This is a genomic window from Conchiformibius steedae, assembly GCF_014054725.1.
GTDB classification, from domain to species: Bacteria; Pseudomonadota; Gammaproteobacteria; order Burkholderiales; family Neisseriaceae; genus Conchiformibius; species Conchiformibius steedae.
In genome coordinates, this window is record NZ_CP059563.1 from 330,596 (window position 1) to 351,878 (window position 21,283).

Genomic DNA, 21,283 nt, shown 5'->3' on the forward strand with positions numbered 1-21,283 from the left:
TCCCATCTGCACCCGATACGGTACAGACGGGATAATCATTTACAGTTTAATGCGTTTTACAGCAGGGGTTTATTTTTCTTGGGCTGCGCCAAATGTGCCGTAGCTGCTGCCGTAAATATAAGCACCTGTCATCTCTTCAGCATTATCGCCGTGGAACGTGCCTTCCATTGTTGCAGCCACTTTACCTGCTGCTGTTGCTGCCGAATCCAATCCACCAAAACGGTACAGTTCCGTATCGCTTCCATCGGGTTTTTTACCAAATGTACCTTTCAGATTAATTTTAAAATCAGGATTATTCTCATCCGTAATGCTTCCCACCACTGTTCTATTGCCAAAACTTACCACAAATTCAGATTGCACGGGAATGGGTTTTTCTGCCAAAGTAGCTTTTACCCCTTCTTGCGCCAGCTTCACATGACGGCGGGCATCCGACAAATCACTGACGGCAGTCCGTACCGCACTTTGTGCTTCATCGTATTTGGCTTGTGCTTCGCTGCTGCCACCTGAATTCGCCAATTCCGTACGGGCTTTTTCACGGTTTTCAGTAGCGGTTTTTAATTTTGCTTCGGCAGCAGTCAGATTGGTATTCGCCACACCGGCAACCGCAGCGGCATTAAAATACGGAAGTGCTTCAAAATGTAAGCCTTTACCTTTATATTTAATTTCTTTATCGTGCGCATCTTTACCAAGCGCTTCAATTTTTTCTACAGGTGTTGCCTTACCTACGGTAAACACATGGCGTTTTTCGTATTCGTCATATACCTCGCCATAACGGGCATGCTTCAGATGCGTGCCAATCATGCGCCATGAGTTACTGGGGTTTTGATGGTAGGGTGCAGTACTGGTACCCGTATAGATTTTTTCGTTGCTGCCCGAATAAAATCCATCTTCTTTACCATCTGACGCATCATTTTTGCCTGTGGGAATCAGCAAAATGGAACGTCCATCAATCTCCAATGTGCTGATGTCTTTCATTTTCCAATCGGTTTGTTCAGAGACAAATTTACCGCTGTCTTTGGAAGTGGGATTCACATCCAGCGAACCGTACAAACCAAATAGAGTTTCTGATGTAACGGTATTGTTGGCTGCAGAAGAACCACCTGATGAAGAACCGCCACTGCTACTGCTGCTACTGCCCGAACCGCCTGATGAAGCACCTCCGCTGCCTGTTCCGCCACCGCTACCGGTAACAATCGTACCGCTGCCGCCACCACCGCTGCCGCAGGCTGCCAATCCGAATACTGCCGTTACCAATACGGCGGTCAATTTTTTATCCATACTGCACACTCCTTAAAGTTTTTGTTTGGGAAGCCGCTGTAACGGCCTTGCGAAATGTTGCCGATTCTAACACAGCTGGTTTGTTGTAAAGCATTTTTTGCACACGCTGCACCGCAAACGGGCAGGGTTGTTGCGTTTGCGGCGCAACAGCGTTTACTGCTGTGCGTAACGTTGCAGCAGTTCGCGGAAAGCTGCGCCCGTTTCGGGGTGTTTCAAACCATACGCCAAGGTGGCTTCCAAATAACCGATTTTGCTGCCGCAGTCGTAACGCGTGCCGTTAAAAGCATGCGCCAACACAGGTTCGTATTCCAATAATTTGGCAATACCGTCCGTTAATTGGATTTCGTTGCCTGCGCCGCGCTCCAAGTTTGCCAACAGTTCAAAAATACGCGGGGTTAAAATATAACGCCCCACCACCGCCAAATTAGACGGCGCATCTTCGGGCTTGGGTTTTTCCACAATGCTGCGGATGCGTTGAAAATCCTGCCAATCATGGGTTTCCACAATACCGTAAGACGCGGTTTGGCTGGGTTCAACCGTTTCCACACCCAACACGCTTGCGCCCGTTGCCTGATACACGTCCACCATCTGTTTTAATGCACCCTGTGGCGCATCAATCAAATCATCTGCCAAAATCACGGCAAAGGGTTCGTTATTCACCGCTGCTTTGGCACACAATACCGCATGCCCCAAGCCTAAAGCTTCTGCCTGACGGATATACAGACAGGTAATGCCTGCGGGCAAGACGTTTTGCACGGTATTCAGCAAAGCGTGTTTTTCGCGCAATGCCAATTCGGTTTCCAGCTCGTAAGCCTTGTCAAAGTGGTCTTCAATGCTGCGCTTGCTGCGCCCCGTCACAAAAATAATTTCATCACAACCTGCTGCCACGGCTTCTTCTACGGCGTATTGAATCAGGGGTTTGTCCACAATTGGCAACATTTCTTTGGGACTGGCTTTGGTAGCTGGCAAAAAACGGGTTCCCATTCCGGCTACGGGAAATACGGCTTTTTTAATGGCGCGGTGCTGCATATTCTGTCTTCCTAAACAAAAAATGTGATTGTACCAGCATTACTTGCCACAACAAAAATCCGCCACCTGCTTGCGATTACAAATAAACAGTATTATCATTACGCACACACCAAATCTCTAAACCGACACACCATCGGGGAAAGGAAAACGCTATGTATGTTTGCATTTGCAATGCGGTTACCGACCGCCAAATTCAAGATACCGTTGCTGCGGGCGCGTCTTCGTTAAACGATTTGCAAGACAGCCTAGGCGTGGCAAGCTGTTGTGGCTGTTGCGCCGATTTGGCAAGCTCGTTTTTAAATGCTGCCAATGGTGCAGGACAAAACGTCAATCACATCAGTTGCGCCGAAGCTGCGTAATTTCAGAATAGCCAAAACCCCGTATGTGTTTCATCATACGGGGTTTGTTTATCCAATCAAGCTTTAGGCATAATCGCGCTGTTCGCCCTGTCCGCCCAAATTATCGGCGCAACGTCCGCACAGTTCGGGATAATCGGCGTTTTCACCGATATCCGCTACATAATGCCAACAACGCGGGCATTTTTCGGCATGGCTGGGCGATACCTGCGCTGTCAGCTCTGTTCCTTCCTGCAAACTTACTTGCGACACCAGCAACACAAAACGCAGTTCTTCTCCCAAGGCTTCCAATGCGGCGAAATACGGCTCGGGCGCAGTCAGCACCACTTCCGCCTGCAAAGACGAACCGATGGTTTTGTCGGCACGCAAAGGCTCAATCGCCGCATTGACAGCAGCACGGGCTTCACGCACGGCAGTCCATTTGTTCAACAATTCCATTTCGCTGGCTGCGGGCATAGACGGAAAATCATGCAAAGTATGATACAGCACGCTGTCGTCTTCGCCGCCGCCAATCAGTTCCCATGCTTCTTCGGCGGTAAAGCATAAAATCGGCGACAGCAGCAGCACCAAGCTGCGGGTAATGTGATACAGCGCAGTTTGTGCGGAACGGCGGGCATGTCCGTCCGCTTTGGTGGTGTACAGACGGTCTTTCAACACGTCCAAATAAAACGCACCCAAGTCTTCCGAACAGAAATGCACAATGTCCTTAACCGCCAAATGGAAGGCATAACGCGGATAGTGTTCGCCCGCCACTTTTTCTTGCAGCTTACGCGCCAACACCAGCGCATAACGGTCCATTTCCACCATATCGGCTTGCGGAACGGCGTGTTCAATGGGGCTAAAATCGGTTAAGTTGGCAAACAGAAAGCTCAAAGTATTGCGGATACGGCGGTAGGATTCGGTAACGCGCTTCAAGATTTCTTTGGAAATTGCCAATTCGCCCGAATAATCGGTTGCCGCCGTCCACAGGCGCAAAATATCCGCGCCAAATTCGTTATACACTTCTTGCGGCGCAACCACATTGCCGATGGATTTGGACATTTTGCGTCCGTTTTGGTCCACCACAAAACCATGCGTTAACAGCTGTTTGTACGGCGCACGCCCTAAAGTGGCACAGCCTGTCAGCATGGACGATTGAAACCAACCACGGTGCTGGTCGCTGCCTTCCAAATACAAATCGGCGGGCCAAGCCAGTTCTTCACGTTGTTTTAATACGGAAAAATGGGTGCTGCCTGAATCAAACCACACGTCCATGGTATCGGGCAGTTTGTCGTATTGTTCGCAATCTTCGGGCGACAACAGCTCGGCTTTATCCAATTCAAACCAAGCGTTAATCCCTTTTTGCTCGATTTTTTGCGCGACTTTTTCCAATAAATCGGCGGAATCGGGGTGCAACTCGCCCGTTTCTTTGTGGGCGAAAAAGGTCATCGGCGTACCCCAATAACGCTGGCGCGACACCACCCAGTCGGGGCGGTCTTCAATCATCGCCTGCAAACGGGCACGTCCCCATGCGGGGAAAAATTCGGTATCGTCCACCGCTTTTAAGGCGGTATTGCGCAAGGTTTTACCTGCCACGCCTGCCTTGTCCATGCCGATAAACCATTGCGGGGTCGCGCGGTAAATCAGCGGGGTTTTGTGCCGCCAACAGTGGGCGTAGCTGTGTTCAATCTTGGCATTGGACAGCAACACTTGATTTTCTGCCAACCAATCAATAATCACGGGATTGGCTTCCCACACGCTTAATCCGCCCACGCGTTCCACAGACGGAAAATAACGCCCTTGCGCGTCCACAGGGTTATACAGGGTAATACCATATTTCAAGCAGACAAAATAGTCTTCCAAACCATGTGCGGGTGCAGTATGTACCAAACCCGTACCCGCATCGGTGGTCACATGCTCACCGTTTAAAACGGGAATATCGCGTTTTAAGAAGGGGTGGGCGAACAACAGGTTTTCCAGTTTCGCGCCTGTGGTTTCCGCCAAAACAGGGCTTTCGGCAAATCCGTAACGCGCCAACGCGGCTTCTGCCAAATCTTTTGCCAGTACCAGCTTGCCTTTGGGGGTGTCAATCAGTTGGTAAACAATGTCCGCACCGGCGGAAACGGCTTGGCTGGCGGGCAAAGTCCACGGTGTGGTCGTCCAAATCACGGCAAAGGCAGCGCCGATGTCCTGATTCAAACCAAAGGCTTTTGCCAGTGCTGCGCTGTCTTGAGCAGGATACATCACATCAATGGCGTGGGACACCTTGTCTTTGTATTCCACTTCGGCTTCAGCGAGGGAAGAGGCGCAGTTTAAACAGTATTGCACAGGCTTTTCGCCACGGTACAGATAACCTGCTTTGTAGATTTCGCCCAGAGTACGCACGGTGTCAGCTTCGGTGCGGTAATCCATCGTCAGATAAGGCTTATCCCAATCGCCAATCACGCCCAAACGGATAAAGTCTTTTTTCTGACGGGCGATTTGTTCGGCGGCGTATTCGCGGCACAGTTCGCGGAACTTGGCATCGGGCATGTCTTTGCTGTGCAGTTTTTCCACCATTACTTCAATCGGCAAGCCGTGGCAGTCCCAACCCGGTACATAGGGCGCGTCAAAACCCGCCAAGGTTTTACTGCGGATAATAATGTCTTTTAAGATTTTATTGACGGCGTGTCCGATGTGGATGTCGCCATTGGCATAGGGCGGACCATCGTGCAAAATAAATTTGGGACGCCCTGCGGCTTTTTCGCGCAGCTTGTGATAACGCTGCTGTTGTTGCCACTGCGCCACCCATGCGGGTTCGCGCTTGGCAAGGTTGCCGCGCATGGGAAAGGGCGATTCGTACAGATTGACTTGCTGATTGTTACTCATAATAGTGTGTTCCCAAAAATAAAATTAAACGGCATTACGCGCCCAAAAACCAAAATTTTGCCAGCCAGCACAGTGCCACTACCCACACCATCACGGGTACTTCGCGATGACGCGCACACAGCAGTTTGATTGCTGCATAGCTGATAAAGCCCATGGCAATACCGTCAGCAATAGAATAGGTAAACGGCATAAACGCCATGGTTAAAAAGGCAGGCGCGGCTTCGGTTAGGTCGTCCCAATCGATTTCAGTAGCAGAACGCATCATCTGCACGCCGATATACAGCAGCGCGGGCGCAGTGGCAAACGCAGGCACCAATTTTGCCAAAGGCGAAAACCACAAACACGCCAGCATCAGCACGCCCACGGTAACGGCAGTCAAACCCGTGCGCCCGCCCGCCGCCACGCCTGTCGCGCTTTCAATATAGGGCGTGGTGGAAGACGTACCCAATGCCGCGCCTGCCACAATCGCAGTGGAATCGGCAAACAAGGCTTTTTTCAAACGCGGCAGTTTGCCGTTTTCCAACAAGCCCGCACGGTGCGACACGCCCACCAGCGTGCCCGTGCTGTCAAACAAATCCACCAGAAAAAACACAAACACCACCGCAATCAGGCTTCCGTTGAGCAAACCCGAAAAATCCATCTGCATCAGCGTAGGGGCAAGCGACGGCGGCGGCGCAACAATGCCTTCAAATTTTGCCAAACCCAAAGGCAGCGACAGCAGCGTAACCGCCGCGATGCCGATAATCATTGCCCCGCGCACTTTAAAATAATCCAGCGCCACCGTAACAAACAAACCCAACAACACCAGCCACACCGTCCAATTCGGGCTTTTGACACCATTATCACCCACACTATACAGCTGACCCATTTTCACAAAAGTGGTTTCGCTTGCCACAATCAAGCCTGCGTTTTTCAGCGCAATCAACGCCAAAAACAAACCAATGCCCGCCGCAATGGCCATTTTCAAACCCATAGGCAGCGCATTAACCAGCATTTCGCGTATTTTAAAAAAGCTGAACAGGATAAAAATCACGCCCGACACAAACACCGCCGCCAACGCCACCTGCCACGATACGCCCATGCCCAATACCACCGAATAGGTGAAATACGCATTCAAACCCATACCGGGGGCAAGCGCAATCGGATAGTTTGCCAGCAAGCCCATCACAAAACAGCCAATGGCAGCAGAAATACAGGTTGCCACAAATACCGCGCCAAAATCCATACCTGTATTAGACAAAATCAGCGGATTGACAATCACGATGTAACACATCGTTAAAAAAGTGGTTAATCCCGCCAGCAGTTCGGTGCGGATGCTGGTGTGATGTTCAGACAGCCGAAACAGGCGTTCGACAAGTGGCTGGGGTGCTTCCATAACAAATCCGAAACAAAGCTACAAAATCGGATTATAACAATTTTCTACACGCCTAATGGCGCAACATGGGAAAACAGGCAGAGAAAAGCGCAAAAACAAAATCTTTCCGATGGTTTTGTTTTTGCGCTTATATGATATTAAGCCGCCACGCCCAGCCATTTGCCTAACTGCCACAGCCGAAACAGGCTTAAATACAGGGTTTCGCGGATAAAAAAATCATCGGCTTGGCTGCTTTCAGCATAACGGCTGCTGGGGGTAGCGGAATAAGCGGCGGTGATGCCCAAATCTTCTGCCATGGCACGGGCACGCGCCATGTGGGCGGGGTCGCTGATAATGATAATGCTGCCGATTTTGTGGCGGCGCATCAGCTGACGGGTGTTTTTCAGATTTTCATAGGTATTGCGCGACAACGGCTCGATTAAAATATCGCGCTCGGGTACGCCTTGTTTTTGGGCAAAACGTTTGCCTACTTCGGCTTCGGTGGGATAACCTGCTTTGGGCGTGCCACCCGTAAACACCAGCTTGCGTACCGTGCCGTTGCGGTACAGGTCTATGCCGTGAACAATGCGTTCGCGGAACACGGGGGAAGGTTTGTTGCCCCACGCTGCCGCGCCCAAAATCACCGCAGCATCGGCTTTGACACGGGCAGCAGAATAGGCATCGCGGCGCACCTGCCACATACTCACGCAGCCCAACAACACCGCCGCCAACACCAGCAGCAGGCTTATTCCCAAACAAAAATTAAATATTCTTTTCATAGATAACGGCTTGCTGCATACGGAATCCACCGCAACCGTAAACCGCAATTTATCCTAAACGGGTAAATAAAGTGTTTATTTTAACCGCGATTGGCGTGGTTCGGTCAATAACTTGGCTATAATCTGCCATTATTTAGCCAAAGTACAACGCATGACTGCTTATACCGTCCGTCCCATTGCTTATGTCCGTTCGCCCTACACGCAAAAATTCGGCATTCCGCGCCAGCCGCAGTTGGTGCCTGCCGCCCGTGCCGATATTGTGTTTGAAGCCGATTTTCCTGCCGACTGCGTACGCGGTTTGGAACAGTTTGGCTGCGTGTGGGTGCAATTTGTGTTCCACGATGCCCTGAATGAAGGCTGGCAGACCACCGTGCGTCCGCCGCGTTTGGGCGGAAAAGCCAAAATGGGCGTGTTTGCCACGCGCAGCCCGCACCGTCCCAATCATTTGGGTTTGTCGCTGCTGGTGTTGGACAGCATCGGCAACGAAAACGGGCGCATAGTGCTGCATTGCAGTGGCGCAGATTTATTGGATGGTACGCCCGTGTTAGATGTGAAACCCTATATCCCTTTTGTGGAAGCCCGTGCCGATGCCGCTGCCGGTTTTGCCCCCGCACCGCCGCCGCGTTTGGCGGTGTGTTGGCTGGATACGCCCCCACCCGAACCCGTCCGCGCCCTGATTGAACAAAGCCTGTCGCAAGACCCCCGCCCCGCCTACCACCACGACCCCCAACGCCGCTATCGTGCCGTGATGGCACAATGGGAAACCACCTTCCGCATCGCCGAACACACCGTTATCATCGAAAGCTGCCAAACACTTCAGTCAAACTGATGTCCGCCATACAAAAAACCGATTAGTCCGCGCCGCCGCCTTGCCCCACAATCCCCTTTTTCCCTAACGCAAAGCCCATCATGCAAGCATTTGATTTCTCGTGCGCCCCTTTCAGCTACCTCAGCCCGCAAGAGCGCCTGCGCGTGCAACAGTCCATCAACATCGCCTATTACAACAACCACGAAACCATTATTGCCGCCAAAGCCCCGATAGAATTTCTGTATGTGGTACTGAAAGGGCTGGTTCGCGAAACAGGCAACGACGGCGAAGTTTTGTCGCTGTACCACCCCCACGACACCTTTGAAGCACGCGGATTGCTGGAGGGTTCGTGCGAATACCCCTTTATCGCCGAAGAACAAACACTGGTTTACACCATTCCCAAAGCCGTGATACAGGAAATCATCGCTGCCAATCCCCGTTTTGCTGCTTACTGCTATGCCAGCGTTGCCGACAAATTCGCCAGCTTGGCACAAATCAAAAACGAAAGCGAATTTGAAAGCCTGTTTACCGCCAAAGTGCGCGATGCCTACCACCCCGACCCCGCATGGTTAGACGGCGATGCCAGCGTTTTAGACGCCGCCCAAACCATGAAAACCCGCAAAACCAAATCCCTGCTGGTGCGCCATCAGGACAAAGTGGGCGTACTGACCGAATCGTTTTTCCGCGATATGCTGATTAACGGCACACCTGCCGATACCCGTGTTGGCGACGTGGCGACTTACGCACTCATCAGCACCGATATTGACGATTTTGTGTTTACCGCACTGCTACAAATGATGCGCCACCGCATTCAGCGCGTGGTCGTTACCGAGCAGGGCAAGCCTGTCGGCACATTGGAACAGATTGATGTATTGGCGTATTTTTCCAATCACAGCCATTTAATCGCCCAACGCCTTGACCGCGCTTCCGATATTGACGAACTGGTGGAACTGGCCAATCAGATGACCCGTTCCATTCAATTATTGCGCAACAACGGCGTACGCGCCCCACAATTGGCACAACTGATGCAAGTGTTAAACACAGGTTTATTTGAAAAAGTGTGGCGCATTATCGCCCCTGAAGCCCTCTACCGCGAATCCTGCCTGATTGTGATGGGTTCGGAAGGGCGCGGCGAACAAATTTTAAAAACCGACCAAGACAACGCCCTGATTATCCGCCGCGCCGAAGATGCCGAAATGGCACAAGCCGCCGCCGAGCAGTTTTCCGCCACCCTTGCCCGTTTGGGCTATCCGCCTTGCGCGGGCAACATCATGGTCAGCAATCCCGATTGGCGCAAACCCCTGCCCGAATTTAAAGACACCGTATTGGGCTGGTGTCGTTCGCCCTCGCCCGCTGCCATGATGAACTTGGCGATTTTTATTGATGCCAAAGTGGTGGCAGGCGATGCCACACTATTAAGCGAAGTCAAAGACCACCTGTACCGCCATATGGTTAATGATGCGGGTATGTTGATGGGCTTTGCGCGTGCTGTTGAGCAATTTGACAGCCACAGCCACGGTTTTTTCGCACAACTGTTGCACCGTCAGCCCGAACGTTTGGACATCAAAAAAATGGGACAGTTCCCGATTGTTCACGGCATCCGTGCTTTGAGCTTGGAAGCGCGTTTGGAAGAAACCAATACCTTTGAGCGCATTCACAAGTTAGTGCAATTAAATGTTTTAAATGAAAGTTTGGGGCGCGACATTGCCGAAGCCTTGGGCTATTTGATGGATTTGCGCCTGAAAGCGAATTTGGCGATTTTTTCAGGGCAAACCCAACACCAGCCCAACCAATTGGATTTTAAAGATTTATCCACTTTGGAACGCGATTTGTTAAAAGATGCGCTGGCAGTGGTCAAACGCTTTAAGGGTGTGATTCGCCATCATTTTCATTTAAATGCCTGATGAGGAAAGAAGATGTTGAGAAAACTGCGCCTGCATTGGGAACAGAAAAAACTCGCCGACCCGAAATTTGCTTTTTTGTATGACGAAGCGGCTGGCGGCGGCGAAATGGTGAGCATTGATTGCGAAACCACAGGTTTGGACGTGAAAACGGCGGAAATTATTTCCATCGGCGCGGTGAAAATCCGCGAAAACCGCGTCTTGGCGGGCGAGCCGTTTTATGTGCTAATTAAGCCCGAAGGCGAAATGGCAGCGGAAAACATCAGCGTACACGGTTTGCGCCCGCAGGATTTGTCGGGTGGTTTGCCGATTCAGGAAGCCTTGTTGCAACTGCTGGACTTTATCGGTGGCAGACCCTTGGTGGGTTATTATTTGGAATTTGACGTGGCGATGTTAAACAAATTCTTAAAACCGCTGATTGGGGTCAAACTGCCCAACCGCCAAATCGAAATTTCCTCTATTTATTACCGTCAGGAAATGAAAACGCTGCAAGACGGTTTTGTGGATTTGCGTTTAGAAGCCATCAATAAAAAACTGCGCCTGCCCGTTACCACACGCCACAATGCCTTAAACGATGCGGTACACGCAGCCGTGATGTATTTGTGCTTGCAAGGGCGCGAACGCTAAATACACCGCTGTTAAAGCAGGGAGAAACCCATTACAATACCGCATGGCGAAGCGGGCGGAAAACCACCGTTTCGCTTTTTTTATTTTTTCAACAGCTGGTTGTATGGTTGATAAAAACAAGACAAGGCGATAACGCCGTATCGTTGCAATTTTAATCAACCATACCGAAAAAGGAATACCGATGAAAACCACCTTGGCTCTGCTGTGCGTGCTGGCGTTGGGCGCATGCACTTGGGAAACCTACCAAAACGCGCAGGGGCAAACTCGTTTGCGCCAAAAATACCCCGCAGGCAGCGGCATTGTTTACACCCAAGGCGCAGCCTCGCAAAATCCGCATTACCACGGTTTGCGCCCCGAACCCCATGTTTTAACCCCCAATCAAAAATAAACGAAAGGCACGGCAATGGATTTGAATATTGTGATTTTGGCAGCGGGCAAAGGCACGCGCATGTATTCGGCACTGCCCAAAGTGTTGCACCGCATCGGCGGCAAAAGCATGCTGGCACGGGTCATTGAAACCGCACAAAGCCTGAATCCGCAAGGCATTCATGTGGTGGTGGGACACGGTAAAGACACCGTTTTGGCACAGTTGGCGCAGTATGATGTCAATTGGGTGGAACAAACCGAACAGCTTGGCACAGGACACGCCCTTAAAACCGCGCTGCCGCACCTGCCCGCACACGGGCGCACCTTGGTGCTGTACGGCGACGTCCCTTTAACCGACAGCGACACCCTGCGCCAACTGCTTGACACTGCAGGTGAAGACGTTGCCCTGCTCACCGATACCGCCGACAACCCCACAGGCTACGGGCGCATTATCCGCGATGCCCAAGGCGCAGTTTCCGCCATTGTGGAAGAAAAAGATGCCGATGCCGAACAAAAACGCATCAAAGAAATCAACACGGGTATGTTTGTGTTGCCCAACAAACCTTTAGCCGCATGGCTGAACGCCCTGCAAAGCAACAACGCCCAAGGCGAATATTATCTGACCGATGTCGTTGCCCTTGCCAAACAGGACAATATTCCCGTACGTCCCTTGCCCGTGCGTGCTTCCCATTTGGCAGCAGGCGTAAACAATAAAGTCCAATTGGCAGAACTGGAACGCATTTACCAACAAGAACAAGCACACGCCCTCTTAACCGCAGGTGTCACCCTTGCCGACCCCGCCCGTTTTGACCTGCGCGGCACGCTTAGCCACGGGCGCGACGTACACATTCATGCCAACTGCATTTTTGAAGGCGAATGCCAATTGGGCGACAACGTGATTATCGGCGCAAACTGTGTCTTGATTAACGCCCGTATCGGCGCAGGCACAGTGATTGCCCCGTTCAGCCATTTGGAAAACTGCACGGTAGGCGCAGATGCTCGCATCGGACCGTATGCCCGTTTGCGCCCGAATGCCGTGCTGGCAGACGGCGTACACATTGGCAATTTTGTGGAAGTGAAAAACAGCAGCATCGGGCGTGGCAGCAAAGCCAACCACTTAAGCTATATCGGCGATGCCACCATTGGCGAAAGCAGCAATATTGGTGCAGGCACGATTACCTGCAATTATGACGGCGTAAACAAACATCATACCCAGATTGGCAACGATGTCCGCATTGGTTCGGGAACGATGATTGTTGCGCCCGTAACTGTGGAAGACCGTGCCACCACAGGCGCAGGCAGCGTGATTACCAAAACCTGCCCTGCCAACAAACTCACGCTGGGACGGGCGCGTCAGCACACGGTAGAACACTGGGTTCGCCCCGAAAAACCGAAAAAATCCTAATATTTAAACCATTTGCGCAGCTTGACATCAAACACAGCGTTTCTGTTTAAGCTGCGCTTTTTTACGCAAGGCGAGCCAATAAAATCAGACCTATTCAACTGCTGCCCAGCACCCGTCCGTCACTTAATTTGACTTTTACATTGATACAGCTGCCTGCAGCGGCGGTTTCAATGCGGATGCTTTCGGCTTGCAGTTGCCCTGATTGCCATGCTTCCACATCGTTGCTGTCTAAAGGCAGGGAAACAGCGCCGCATTCAACAGGTTTTAAATCTTCGCCGCGAAACAGTTTCACATACAGTCGGTTATCCACGGCATTGCCTGCCAGATGGGCTTGCGGATGCGGCGATAAGTGAGCAACGCCGACATGGGTTTTGGAACAGAAATTTTCAGGGCGTAACAGGGCTTGTCCGCGCCAGTTGATGCGTCCCGTTCCCCATTGGTAGGTATTGGGACGACCGTTTACAGGCTTCCACGCGCAGCCGCGCATCAGGATATCTGCCTGAGCAGGCATGGCGGCTTTGGAAAAGACGTATTCGCCGTCTAACAGCTGATTGGGGGTGGGATTGTCCACCATTTTGGCAAAGCCTTGATTTAATGTTTCAATATAGGCGGTATCGGTTACACCGCCGCTGTCGGGGGTAAAGGTGTGTGTGTAGAGTTCATTGCCTTTTTGATTGACCAGCAGCAGATAGGTGTTGTTGCGGTGGTCTTGGGCGATGCGGTAATCCAAATCGGGTTTTTTCGATAAACCGGGGGTGCCGACATATAACAGGGTATTGCACGCGGCATCGCTGTGCTGGTAGTTGCGCCATTCATAGCCGTCTTCGCTAAAACGCGGCGGCAGCAAAACGGGATAGTCGCGGCGGATGGCGGTTTCGCAGGTGGCTTCAGCGTCTTTTTCTGCCCAAGGGTTGTACAGATTACGGTCGCGGTTTACCGCAATCAGGGTTTGACGATTCAGTGCGCCCAAGCTGGCAGCGGGGACGTTTTGACGGGCAGGCGCGGGGGCTTCGGGCGCGGTTTTGGCAGATGGCAGCATGGAATCATCGGGGGTTTGTCCGCGTGAATTCCAGATATGTCCGCCGTTGCCGCCTTGAAACACTCCCTGCATCCAAATACTTAATACAATCGCCAACACCAGCGAAGACAAACTCGTTTTTAAACCGCCACGCGGATAACGCCAGCGCATGGCAGCGGCAAACAGCATATAGCCCGATGCCAGCCAAAACGCCACGCCTATGCCTACCGCGATACCGTTGCGGTCAAAATACAGGTTAATTACCGCCAACAGCATCAAAACGCCCACCAGTAGGGCTTTAAAAATCGGCAGACGGGTTTCGTGCAAACGGAACAAAACGGGCACAAACGCCAGCGTACAAATCGGAAACAGCCAATACAGCAGCTCAAACGGATGCCCCAACACGGTAAACACCGCCCACAGCCCTGGTTTGTCGTCTTGAAACGGCAAAACCATAGATGCGCCGAAAAAACCCACAGCAGAACCCAACAGCATCTTTTGCAAAGGACGGTTGCATTGAGCAGGTTCGGCGGGCGGCGGCGCGGCAGAACGGCGGCGCGGGTCGGAGCGGTAGGACATAGGCAGTTATTCTGTCAAGGAAAAATAAACGGTGCAGATGGGAAAATCAAGGACGCTGCTGTTCGGGCGGTAATTGTTCAGACGTGCGCCCGAAACGCCGTTCGCGCTGCTTAAACGAAGCAAACGCCTGTAAAATCTCCGCTTCGTTGAAATCAGGCCACAGCGCATCGGTAAAATAAAATTCGGCGTACGCCATTTGCCACAACATAAAATTGCTGATGCGCGTTTCGCCACCCGTGCGGATAAACAAATCGGGTTCGGGTGCATCACCCAACATCAGTTTGGCGGTTAAATCCTGCTCGCTGATTTCGGTTTTGCCTTCGCGCAACAGCGCATTCGCCGCTTGCAAAATATCCCAACGTCCGCCGTAATCCGCCGCAATGGTCAGCGTTAGCCCCGTATTGGCGGCGGTCAGCGTTTCGGCATGTTCAATACCTTGGCGGATGGCATCACTGAAGCGGCTGCGGTCGCCGATGATTTTCAGGCGCAAACCGTTTTCGTGCATTTTGCCAACCCGCTTGTTTAAAGCGTTTAAAAACAAATCCATCAAAAACGAGACTTCATCTTGCGGACGCCGCCAGTTTTCGGTGGAAAAGGCAAACACGGTCAAATATTCCACGCCCGTACTCGCACACACACGACACATTTCTTCCAAGGCTTCCAAGCCCTGACGGTGTCCCATCACCCGTGGCAAAAAGCGTTTTTTCGCCCAACGACCGTTACCGTCCATAATCACGGCCACATGGCGCGGCGTATCGCGGTGTTCGAGAATGGTTTGGGTGCTGCTGGCGGCCATCGGCAAATCTTTCGCAAAAAGAATAAAGACGCCATTATATAGCAAACCGATACAACTGTTTGCAAACCGACACCGCGAAAGCCTGTCCGTTGCGGCAGACACACACGCCAATGCGCCCGCAAGCGTTTGAGCTGCGGGCGCATATTTGGGGCAAAAGGCTTATGGGCGGCTGCGTTTGCCTGCTTTTTCATTTTGCATCTGACGGTACTGGCGTTGCTGTTCGGGGGTCAGCACCTGAAAAATCGCGTGGCGTTTTTTCAACATCTGCAATTCGCGTTCCGCGTGCTGCTGCTGCATCGCCAAACGTTCCTGTTGGCGTTCGTTAATCAGCTTTTGCGCTGCCTGTTCGTCAAAATGACGGGCATCTAACAAACGGCGTTCCTGTTCGCGGCGGTGTTGCATTTTTTGTTTTGCGGCATCGCGGCGGGCAGATTTATCTGTGGCGGGACGGGCTGCGCGGTCAGATTGCGCGATGGCACGGATTTTGGCTTTTTGTTCTTCCGACAAATTCAATTGCTCAAAACCACGCGGCAAACCATCACGTTTACCCTGTTGATGATGATTTTGGGCAGGTGCACCCTGATAGTTGCGTGCCACAGGGTCGGCGGCAGTGGCAAAATTCGCACCAATCAATAAAGCCAGTGCCAAAGTGGTAATTTTTTTCATTTTTCAATCCTTTCAATCCATACATATCGCAAAAACCGAATCATAGCCTGTTTGTGTGTAAACCGCCGTTGGCACGGGTAAAATTGACGCATGGCGCGTAAAGACATTTTGGCACGAAATACCGCGCCTGCCCTATACAGATGATGGCGCAAGCATTACAATCTGCGCCCATATTTTCTAACCCTTGGTGATTAGCGCAGCCGTGAACCAACTGAGTCTGGATTTCGCCGAACCGCTTTATCCGCGCTTCGACAAACTGCTCGGCAACGAAAATGCCGAACTGATTTATATTTTGCAGCAAGAACACGACCAATTCATTTATTTGTGGGGCGAGCGTGGTTCGGGCAAAAGCCACATTCTGCAATCGTGGGTGGGTCAGGCGCTGCAAAACGGACATCAGGCAGTGTATATTGATGCTGCTGCGCACACCTTGAGCGAGCAGCTGATTGGCGATGCCTGCTATGTTGCCATTGACCAGATTGAAAAACTGCGCAGCCGCGAACAAACTGCATTATTTAATGTTTTCAACCGCTTCCGCAATTCCCGTCAGGGCTATCTGCTGCTCAGTTCCGATTTGCACCCCAGCCGTCTCAATTTGCGCGAAGATTTGCGTACCCGCGTTGCCTACTGCCTGCCTTACGAAGTCAAACCGCTGAGCGTTCAAGAAAAAATAGACGCCCTAACCAATATGGCGGACACCCGCCGTCTCAATATTGACCCACGCATTTATCCCTATCTGCTTGCCAACTGGAAACAAGACATGAACAGCCTGCTGCAAATGTTTGACGATTTGGCAAATTATTCCATTCATTCGGGCAAGCCGATGACGCTGGCACTGCTCAAACAACTATTAAAAGAACATAAAAACTAGGTTGGATTCCCATAACGGGACAGGTTGTCGCCATCGCTTGTCACATCGTATATTTGGGGGAATTGTAAACAAAACCCTTTGTGCACGGTTCATAGAGTATGCTTGAGTAATATCCCTTAACGACAAAAACATAGTCGTTTTGAAATAGCCCATAATAGCAATACCCCCAACCAGGTAGGGCAGAATCTGAAAATGCACACCAAGACTCTCTTTCCAAGTCCTTTTTTTCCAATTTCTTTTTATGCGGGATAAAATCAATATTGGCAGGTAAGGTGTGGTGTGTTAATTGATATTGGTTAATTTGTGCGGTGATAAACGCTATCCGCTGTTTGATGAAAAACCTGTCAAGCATAATCAAAACGGCAAATAAGGTCAGGATAACCATCAAAAAATAAGCCGTTATTTTGAATCTGTCACTCTTTGACCATGCCATTTTATTGTTCCATAGTAAGATTATTCGCTTTTTTATGCTTGGTTTAACGGCGGTAAGGACTGTCGTTGTGCAGCCGTTCACGCTCAAAATGCTCAAAAAAACGCAGGGTTTCGTCTTCATCAATAGCATGATGGCTTAATTGTTCGGGCGAAATATCGGCAGCGTATTCGCGCACAGGTTCAGACGAGCGTTGTCGGCGTTCGTTTTGAAACTGTGTCCATGTTTCGTTGAATAAAGCCAGTAAAGTACCGTGTTGTTGAATAAATTCGGCTAATTCGTCATCGGTGGCGTGCTGAAAGCAGTGGCGCAGCTGTTCGGGATTCATCATCGGCGCAGTTTCCAAGGTTTCCAAGTGCGGGTGGGGGGAATGTAAACGGTGTTGGGGGCAAAAGCAGTGGCGCGGGCGTGGCGCAAACGGCGGATTAAATGCCATTGTCGCCACAATGCGCCCACACAGGCAGCTAACAATAAAGGTTGGCACAAAGCTGCCAATAAATACGAAAACGGTGCAAACGCGATATGGCTTTGCCCCACTGTAAACCACTGCCAAGCTGCGCGCGCCCACAAGGGCAACGAAGGCAGGGTAAACGCGAAGATCAGCAGCATACCCAAGACACGCGCTGCGTTCCACGAACGGATTTGTCCGCGTTTATTGTGGGTTTGCAATTGCAGCAGCGCCGCTGTGCCAAACGCCAGCAACAGCCACATACCGCCATTGGCAAACAGTTGCAGCCAAGCCGACAGCTTATCATCAGCGGGCGCGGCAAAAGCATCAGCGGCGTTGTCTAGCACCCCAAACAGCAAATGCCCCAATAGATACAGTGCCACAGGCAGGGTAACGATACGGCTCACACCTTTTCCTTGAATCATTTCAGTTAAAATCAACTATATCGTTTCTGCAAGAGTCCGTCAAACAGCGGGCTTTGCGTTATAATAAACGGTTTTTGCCCTGCGAGTCCGTATGCTGCGACCTTTGTTCCGCTGGTTTGAAACCCGCATTGAAACCTACCCCGATTCCGTTTCCCCGCCCCCGCAAGGCGGGATTGCTGCATTTGTTTGGACATCTACCCAAGGACTGCGCGGCTGGCTGTTGCTGTTGGTGCTGCTCACGGCAACGGCAGGTTTGTTGGAAGCCATGATGTTCCGTTTTATGGGCATGATTGTGGATTGGTTGGGACAATACGCCCCCGATGCGTTGTGGCAGGAAAAAGGCAGCAGCTTGGCGGGCATGGCCTTGCTGATGGGACTGCTGGTGCTGGTGCGCTTCTCTGCCAACACCGTGCGCCTGCAAACCTTGCAGGGTGTGTTTCCCATGCGTTTGCGCTGGCAGTTTCACCGACACATGCTCAATCAGTCCTTGGCGTTTTATCACAATGAATTTGCGGGACGTATCGCCGCCAAAGTGATGCAAACGGCTTTGTCGGTGCGCGATACGGTGATGATTCTGATTGAAATGCTGGTGCATACGGGCGTGTATCTGCTGACAGCAGGGGCGATTTTGGCGGCTTTGGACTGGCGTTTGGTGCTGCCGTTTATCCTGTGGGTGCTGGTGTTCGGTACGCTGATGAAAGTGTCCATTCCGCGCGTGGGACGCGCCGCCAAAGCCCAAGCCGATGCCCGCAGCATGATGACGGGGCGCATTACCGATGCCTATTCCAATATCGCCATTGTGAAACTGTTTTCACACGGCACGCGCGAAGCCGATTATGCTAAAGATTCTATGCAGGAATTTATGCATACCGTTCACCGTCAGATGCGCTTGGCAACGCTGATGGGTACGGCATCGGCAGCCGCAGGCATCGGACTGATTACCTTAACCACTGCTTTGGGGCTGGTGTTGTGGCAACAAGGCGCGGTGGGCGCGGGTACGGTGGCAACCGCGATTGCCGTGGCATTGCGTGTGCGCGATTTTTCCAACCACATTATGTGGGAATCGGCGCATTTGTTTGAACACATCGGCACGGTGGCAGACGGTATGGCAACCCTATCGCGCCCGCACACGGTATTAGACGCGCCCGATGCGCCGCCCTTGCAGGTTAAACAAGGCGAAATCCGTTTTGAAAACGTCTCGTTTCATTACGATGCTGCCCGTCCCCTATTGGAAAACTTTAATTTAACGGTAAAAAGTGGCGAAAAAGTTGGTTTAATCGGGCGCAGCGGCGCAGGCAAATCCACTTTGGTCAATCTGCTGCTGCGTTTTTACGATGCCCAAAACGGGCGCATTACCATTGATGGTCAAAACATCGCCGCCGTGCGTCAAGAAAGCCTGCGCGAACACATTGGTTTGGTCACACAGGACACGGGATTACTGCACCGTTCCGTGCGCGACAATATTGTTTACGGTCGCCCCGATGCCGATGAAGACGATATGCGCCGCGCCGCCGAACAAGCCGAAGCCGCCGAATTTATCGCCCGTTTGTCTGACCCGCAAGGGCGCATTGGCTATGATGCTCAAGTGGGCGACCGTGGTGTGAAGCTGTCCGGCGGACAACGCCAACGCATTGCCATTGCCCGCGTGATGCTGAAAAACGCCCCGATTTTGGTGTTGGACGAAGCCACCAGCGCGCTAGATTCCGAAGTGGAAAACGCCATTCAAAGCAGCTTGGACAAAATGATGGACGGTAAAACCGTGATTGCCATCGCCCACCGTTTATCTACCGTAGCAGCCATGGACAGGCTGGTGGTTTTGGACGAAGGGCGCATTGTCGAAGAAGGCACACACGCGCAATTGTTGGAACAGAACGGTTTGTATGCCAAGCTGTGGGCGCACCAAAGCGGCGGTTTTTTGCCCGAACAAATTGAATAAGTTTGCCAAAACCCTGCCTTTCTGCAACAATCGCCCAGCTAGGCAGGAGAGCCCGCCAACACGCGGCACCGAAGGCGCAGACACCCTTAAATCGCTCAGGTAAACGGACTGCACAGCATCACTCACATCTGGAGAGCGGCGCACACGCGCCCACCGAAGGGGCAAAACTCTCAGGTAAACGGACAGATAGGGTTGCCGACAAAATCAAACTTTGTTGGCAACCTTGTTTTGTTTATTGTTTGGAGAACCCCATGTCTGTCAAAACCACCCCCTTTAACCAAGCCCACAAAGACGCAGGCGGCAAACTCGTTGATTTTGCCGGCTGGGAATTGCCCGTTAATTACGGTTCGCAAATTCAAGAACACGAAGCCGTGCGTACCGATGCAGGCATGTTTGACGTATCGCATATGCTGGTGTCGGACGTGCGTGGCGAACGCGCCCGCGACTTTTTCCGCAAACTGCTGGCAAACGATGTGGCGAAACTGTCTTTTGTCGGTAAAGCCCTGTATTCCGCCATGTTGAACGAACAAGGCGGCGTGATGGACGACCTGATTGTTTACCGCGCCAACGAAGCCGAAACCCAATACCGCATTGTATCCAACGCCGCCACCCGCGAAAAAGATTTGGCGCAGTTTAACCAAATCGGCGCAGCATTCGGCGTAGAAATCACCCCCCGTTATGATTTGGCGATGCTTGCCGTACAAGGTCCGAAAGCCGTAGAAAAACTGTTGTCCGTCAAACCCGAATGGGCGGATACCGTAAACGGCTTGGCGGTGTTCCAAGGCGCGGATTTGGGCAATGACTGGTTTGTTGCCCGCACAGGCTACACAGGCGAAGAAGGCGTAGAAGTGATTTTGCCTGCCACCGAAGCCAACGGCTTTTTTGCCGCTCTGCGCGAAGCTGGCGTACAACCCTGCGGCTTGGGCGCGCGCGACACCCTGCGCATGGAAGCAGGCATGAATTTGTACGGACACGATATGGACGAAGAAACCAGCCCTTTACGCGCAGGCATGGGCTGGACAGTGGATTTAAAAGACGAAAACCGCGACTTTATCGGCAAAACCGCTTTGCTGGCATTGAAAAACGCAGGTGTGGATGTCAAACAGGTTGGTTTGCTGCTGGAAACGCGCGGCGTTTTGCGCGAAGGCATGGAAGTCGTGACCGCACACGGCAAAGGCGTGATTACCAGCGGTACGTTTTCGCCCAGCCTGAAGCAGTCCATCGCCATTGCCCGCGTGCCGAAAGAAACAGGCGATACCGCACAAGTGGATATTCGCGGCACGCTGACCGATGTGCGCGTGTTGAAACTGCCGTTTGTGCGTAACGGCAAAAAGCAGTTTGACTGATGTTTCAGGCAGCCTGAA

General features: G+C 51.9%; 20 protein-coding genes and 1 riboswitch. Of the genes, 9 read left to right on the forward strand and 11 right to left on the reverse strand.

Annotation, left to right across the window (positions count from 1 at the left end; genetic code table 11):
* Window positions 1–69: 69 nt before the first annotated feature.
* The gene (locus tag H3L98_RS02055; protein WP_027022172.1) at window positions 70–1,278 is read right to left on the reverse strand and encodes a transferrin-binding protein-like solute binding protein; all 1,209 of its coding nucleotides are present in this window, start codon (window positions 1,276–1,278) and stop codon (window positions 70–72) included.
* Window positions 1,279–1,431: 153 nt separating this feature from the next.
* Window positions 1,432–2,307 (reverse strand): UTP--glucose-1-phosphate uridylyltransferase GalU, encoded by an 876-nt coding sequence (galU, locus tag H3L98_RS02060; RefSeq protein WP_027022171.1) that lies wholly within the window; start codon window positions 2,305–2,307, stop codon window positions 1,432–1,434.
* Between the two features lie 152 nt (window positions 2,308–2,459).
* Here galU and H3L98_RS02065 point away from each other — a divergent pair, with 152 nt between their 5' ends.
* Window positions 2,460–2,666, forward strand: coding sequence for a (2Fe-2S)-binding protein (locus H3L98_RS02065; RefSeq protein WP_051532087.1), 207 nt, complete (start codon window positions 2,460–2,462; stop codon window positions 2,664–2,666).
* A 63-nt stretch (window positions 2,667–2,729) separates the two neighbouring features.
* Here the strand turns inward: H3L98_RS02065 and ileS are convergent, their stop codons facing one another.
* The 3 genes from ileS to H3L98_RS02080 all read right to left on the reverse strand — a co-directional run bounded on the left by ileS (window position 2,730) and on the right by H3L98_RS02080 (window position 7,643).
* Complete coding sequence (gene ileS / locus H3L98_RS02070) at window positions 2,730–5,510, reverse strand: isoleucine--tRNA ligase (protein WP_034333620.1); 2,781 nt, start codon at window positions 5,508–5,510, stop codon at window positions 2,730–2,732.
* Window positions 5,511–5,544: 34 nt separating this feature from the next.
* Entirely contained in the window at window positions 5,545–6,885 is a 1,341-nt protein-coding gene (locus H3L98_RS02075) for an NCS2 family permease (protein ID WP_027022169.1), read from the reverse strand.
* A 137-nt stretch (window positions 6,886–7,022) separates the two neighbouring features.
* Window positions 7,023–7,643: a YdcF family protein gene (locus tag H3L98_RS02080; RefSeq protein WP_034333619.1), complete on the reverse strand. Its 621-nt coding sequence runs from the start codon at window positions 7,641–7,643 to the stop codon at window positions 7,023–7,025.
* A gap of 151 nt (window positions 7,644–7,794) precedes the next feature.
* On the opposite strand from H3L98_RS02080, the gene tsaA reads away from it, so the two are divergent.
* The 5 genes from tsaA (at window position 7,795) to glmU (ending at window position 12,750) form a co-directional block, all read left to right on the forward strand.
* Window positions 7,795–8,472, forward strand: coding sequence for a tRNA (N6-threonylcarbamoyladenosine(37)-N6)-methyltransferase TrmO (tsaA, locus tag H3L98_RS02085; protein WP_027022167.1), 678 nt, complete (start codon window positions 7,795–7,797; stop codon window positions 8,470–8,472).
* 80 nt (window positions 8,473–8,552) lie between these two features.
* Window positions 8,553–10,355 carry a DUF294 nucleotidyltransferase-like domain-containing protein gene (locus H3L98_RS02090; RefSeq protein ID WP_027022166.1) on the forward strand — a complete coding sequence of 601 codons (1,803 nt, stop codon included), beginning with the start codon at window positions 8,553–8,555 and terminating at the stop codon, window positions 10,353–10,355.
* 12 nt (window positions 10,356–10,367) lie between these two features.
* On the forward strand, window positions 10,368–10,979 hold the full coding sequence (locus H3L98_RS02095) for a 3'-5' exonuclease (protein ID WP_027022165.1): 612 nt from the start codon (window positions 10,368–10,370) through the stop codon (window positions 10,977–10,979).
* 181 nt (window positions 10,980–11,160) lie between these two features.
* Window positions 11,161–11,367: a hypothetical protein gene (locus H3L98_RS02100; RefSeq protein ID WP_034333617.1), complete on the forward strand. Its 207-nt coding sequence runs from the start codon at window positions 11,161–11,163 to the stop codon at window positions 11,365–11,367.
* A gap of 15 nt (window positions 11,368–11,382) precedes the next feature.
* Window positions 11,383–12,750 carry a bifunctional UDP-N-acetylglucosamine diphosphorylase/glucosamine-1-phosphate N-acetyltransferase GlmU gene (gene glmU / locus H3L98_RS02105; RefSeq protein WP_027022164.1) on the forward strand — a complete coding sequence of 456 codons (1,368 nt, stop codon included), beginning with the start codon at window positions 11,383–11,385 and terminating at the stop codon, window positions 12,748–12,750.
* Window positions 12,751–12,844: 94 nt separating this feature from the next.
* On the opposite strand, the gene H3L98_RS02110 is transcribed toward glmU, so the two are convergent.
* The 3 genes from H3L98_RS02110 to H3L98_RS02120 all read right to left on the reverse strand — a co-directional run bounded on the left by H3L98_RS02110 (window position 12,845) and on the right by H3L98_RS02120 (window position 15,809).
* Window positions 12,845–14,347 carry a hypothetical protein gene (locus H3L98_RS02110; RefSeq protein WP_027022163.1) on the reverse strand — a complete coding sequence of 501 codons (1,503 nt, stop codon included), beginning with the start codon at window positions 14,345–14,347 and terminating at the stop codon, window positions 12,845–12,847.
* A gap of 46 nt (window positions 14,348–14,393) precedes the next feature.
* Window positions 14,394–15,143, reverse strand: coding sequence for a polyprenyl diphosphate synthase (gene uppS / locus H3L98_RS02115; RefSeq protein WP_027022162.1), 750 nt, complete (start codon window positions 15,141–15,143; stop codon window positions 14,394–14,396).
* A 159-nt stretch (window positions 15,144–15,302) separates the two neighbouring features.
* Window positions 15,303–15,809 (reverse strand): Spy/CpxP family protein refolding chaperone, encoded by a 507-nt coding sequence (locus H3L98_RS02120; protein ID WP_027022161.1) that lies wholly within the window; start codon window positions 15,807–15,809, stop codon window positions 15,303–15,305.
* A gap of 202 nt (window positions 15,810–16,011) precedes the next feature.
* Between H3L98_RS02120 and H3L98_RS02125 the strand changes: the two genes are divergently transcribed.
* Window positions 16,012–16,680: an HdaA/DnaA family protein gene (locus tag H3L98_RS02125; protein WP_027022160.1), complete on the forward strand. Its 669-nt coding sequence runs from the start codon at window positions 16,012–16,014 to the stop codon at window positions 16,678–16,680.
* Window positions 16,681–16,720: 40 nt separating this feature from the next.
* On the opposite strand, the gene H3L98_RS02130 is transcribed toward H3L98_RS02125, so the two are convergent.
* The 3 genes from H3L98_RS02130 to H3L98_RS02140 form a co-directional block, all read right to left on the reverse strand.
* Window positions 16,721–17,065 carry a hypothetical protein gene (locus H3L98_RS02130; RefSeq protein ID WP_027022159.1) on the reverse strand — a complete coding sequence of 115 codons (345 nt, stop codon included), beginning with the start codon at window positions 17,063–17,065 and terminating at the stop codon, window positions 16,721–16,723.
* Window positions 17,066–17,156: 91 nt separating this feature from the next.
* Window positions 17,157–17,465, reverse strand: a complete 309-nt coding sequence (locus tag H3L98_RS02135; protein WP_027022158.1) for a hypothetical protein — start codon at window positions 17,463–17,465, stop codon at window positions 17,157–17,159.
* Entirely contained in the window at window positions 17,438–17,965 is a 528-nt protein-coding gene (locus H3L98_RS02140) for a hypothetical protein (protein WP_124794445.1), read from the reverse strand. The genes H3L98_RS02135 and H3L98_RS02140 overlap by 28 nt, the downstream gene beginning before the upstream one ends.
* 109 nt (window positions 17,966–18,074) lie before the next feature.
* Between H3L98_RS02140 and H3L98_RS02145 the strand changes: the two genes are divergently transcribed.
* Together H3L98_RS02145 and gcvT are read left to right on the forward strand one after the other, a co-directional pair.
* Window positions 18,075–19,919 carry an ABC transporter ATP-binding protein gene (locus H3L98_RS02145; protein ID WP_027022156.1) on the forward strand — a complete coding sequence of 615 codons (1,845 nt, stop codon included), beginning with the start codon at window positions 18,075–18,077 and terminating at the stop codon, window positions 19,917–19,919.
* Between the two features lie 118 nt (window positions 19,920–20,037).
* A riboswitch (glycine riboswitch) is annotated at window positions 20,038–20,115 on the forward strand.
* 55 nt (window positions 20,116–20,170) lie between these two features.
* Entirely contained in the window at window positions 20,171–21,265 is a 1,095-nt protein-coding gene (gene gcvT, locus H3L98_RS02150; protein ID WP_027022155.1) for a glycine cleavage system aminomethyltransferase GcvT, read from the forward strand.
* Window positions 21,266–21,283 lie beyond the last annotated feature (18 nt).

What these genes read in the sequence shown, in the direction of transcription:
- H3L98_RS02055 (WP_027022172.1), bottom strand. Translation starts at nt 1,278, where the DNA reads ATGGATAAAAAATTGACCGCCGTATTGGTAACGGCAGTATTCGGATTG.
- galU (WP_027022171.1), bottom strand. Translation starts at nt 2,307, where the DNA reads ATGCAGCACCGCGCCATTAAAAAAGCCGTATTTCCCGTAGCCGGAATG.
- H3L98_RS02065 (WP_051532087.1), top strand. Translation starts at nt 2,460, where the DNA reads ATGTATGTTTGCATTTGCAATGCGGTTACCGACCGCCAAATTCAAGAT.
- ileS (WP_034333620.1), bottom strand. Translation starts at nt 5,510, where the DNA reads ATGAGTAACAATCAGCAAGTCAATCTGTACGAATCGCCCTTTCCCATG.
- H3L98_RS02075 (WP_027022169.1), bottom strand. Translation starts at nt 6,885, where the DNA reads ATGGAAGCACCCCAGCCACTTGTCGAACGCCTGTTTCGGCTGTCTGAA.
- H3L98_RS02080 (WP_034333619.1), bottom strand. Translation starts at nt 7,643, where the DNA reads ATGAAAAGAATATTTAATTTTTGTTTGGGAATAAGCCTGCTGCTGGTG.
- tsaA (WP_027022167.1), top strand. Translation starts at nt 7,795, where the DNA reads ATGACTGCTTATACCGTCCGTCCCATTGCTTATGTCCGTTCGCCCTAC.
- H3L98_RS02090 (WP_027022166.1), top strand. Translation starts at nt 8,553, where the DNA reads ATGCAAGCATTTGATTTCTCGTGCGCCCCTTTCAGCTACCTCAGCCCG.
- H3L98_RS02095 (WP_027022165.1), top strand. Translation starts at nt 10,368, where the DNA reads ATGTTGAGAAAACTGCGCCTGCATTGGGAACAGAAAAAACTCGCCGAC.
- H3L98_RS02100 (WP_034333617.1), top strand. Translation starts at nt 11,161, where the DNA reads ATGAAAACCACCTTGGCTCTGCTGTGCGTGCTGGCGTTGGGCGCATGC.
- glmU (WP_027022164.1), top strand. Translation starts at nt 11,383, where the DNA reads ATGGATTTGAATATTGTGATTTTGGCAGCGGGCAAAGGCACGCGCATG.
- H3L98_RS02110 (WP_027022163.1), bottom strand. Translation starts at nt 14,347, where the DNA reads ATGTCCTACCGCTCCGACCCGCGCCGCCGTTCTGCCGCGCCGCCGCCC.
- uppS (WP_027022162.1), bottom strand. Translation starts at nt 15,143, where the DNA reads ATGGCCGCCAGCAGCACCCAAACCATTCTCGAACACCGCGATACGCCG.
- H3L98_RS02120 (WP_027022161.1), bottom strand. Translation starts at nt 15,809, where the DNA reads ATGAAAAAAATTACCACTTTGGCACTGGCTTTATTGATTGGTGCGAAT.
- H3L98_RS02130 (WP_027022159.1), bottom strand. Translation starts at nt 17,065, where the DNA reads ATGGTTATCCTGACCTTATTTGCCGTTTTGATTATGCTTGACAGGTTT.
- H3L98_RS02145 (WP_027022156.1), top strand. Translation starts at nt 18,075, where the DNA reads ATGCTGCGACCTTTGTTCCGCTGGTTTGAAACCCGCATTGAAACCTAC.
- gcvT (WP_027022155.1), top strand. Translation starts at nt 20,171, where the DNA reads ATGTCTGTCAAAACCACCCCCTTTAACCAAGCCCACAAAGACGCAGGC.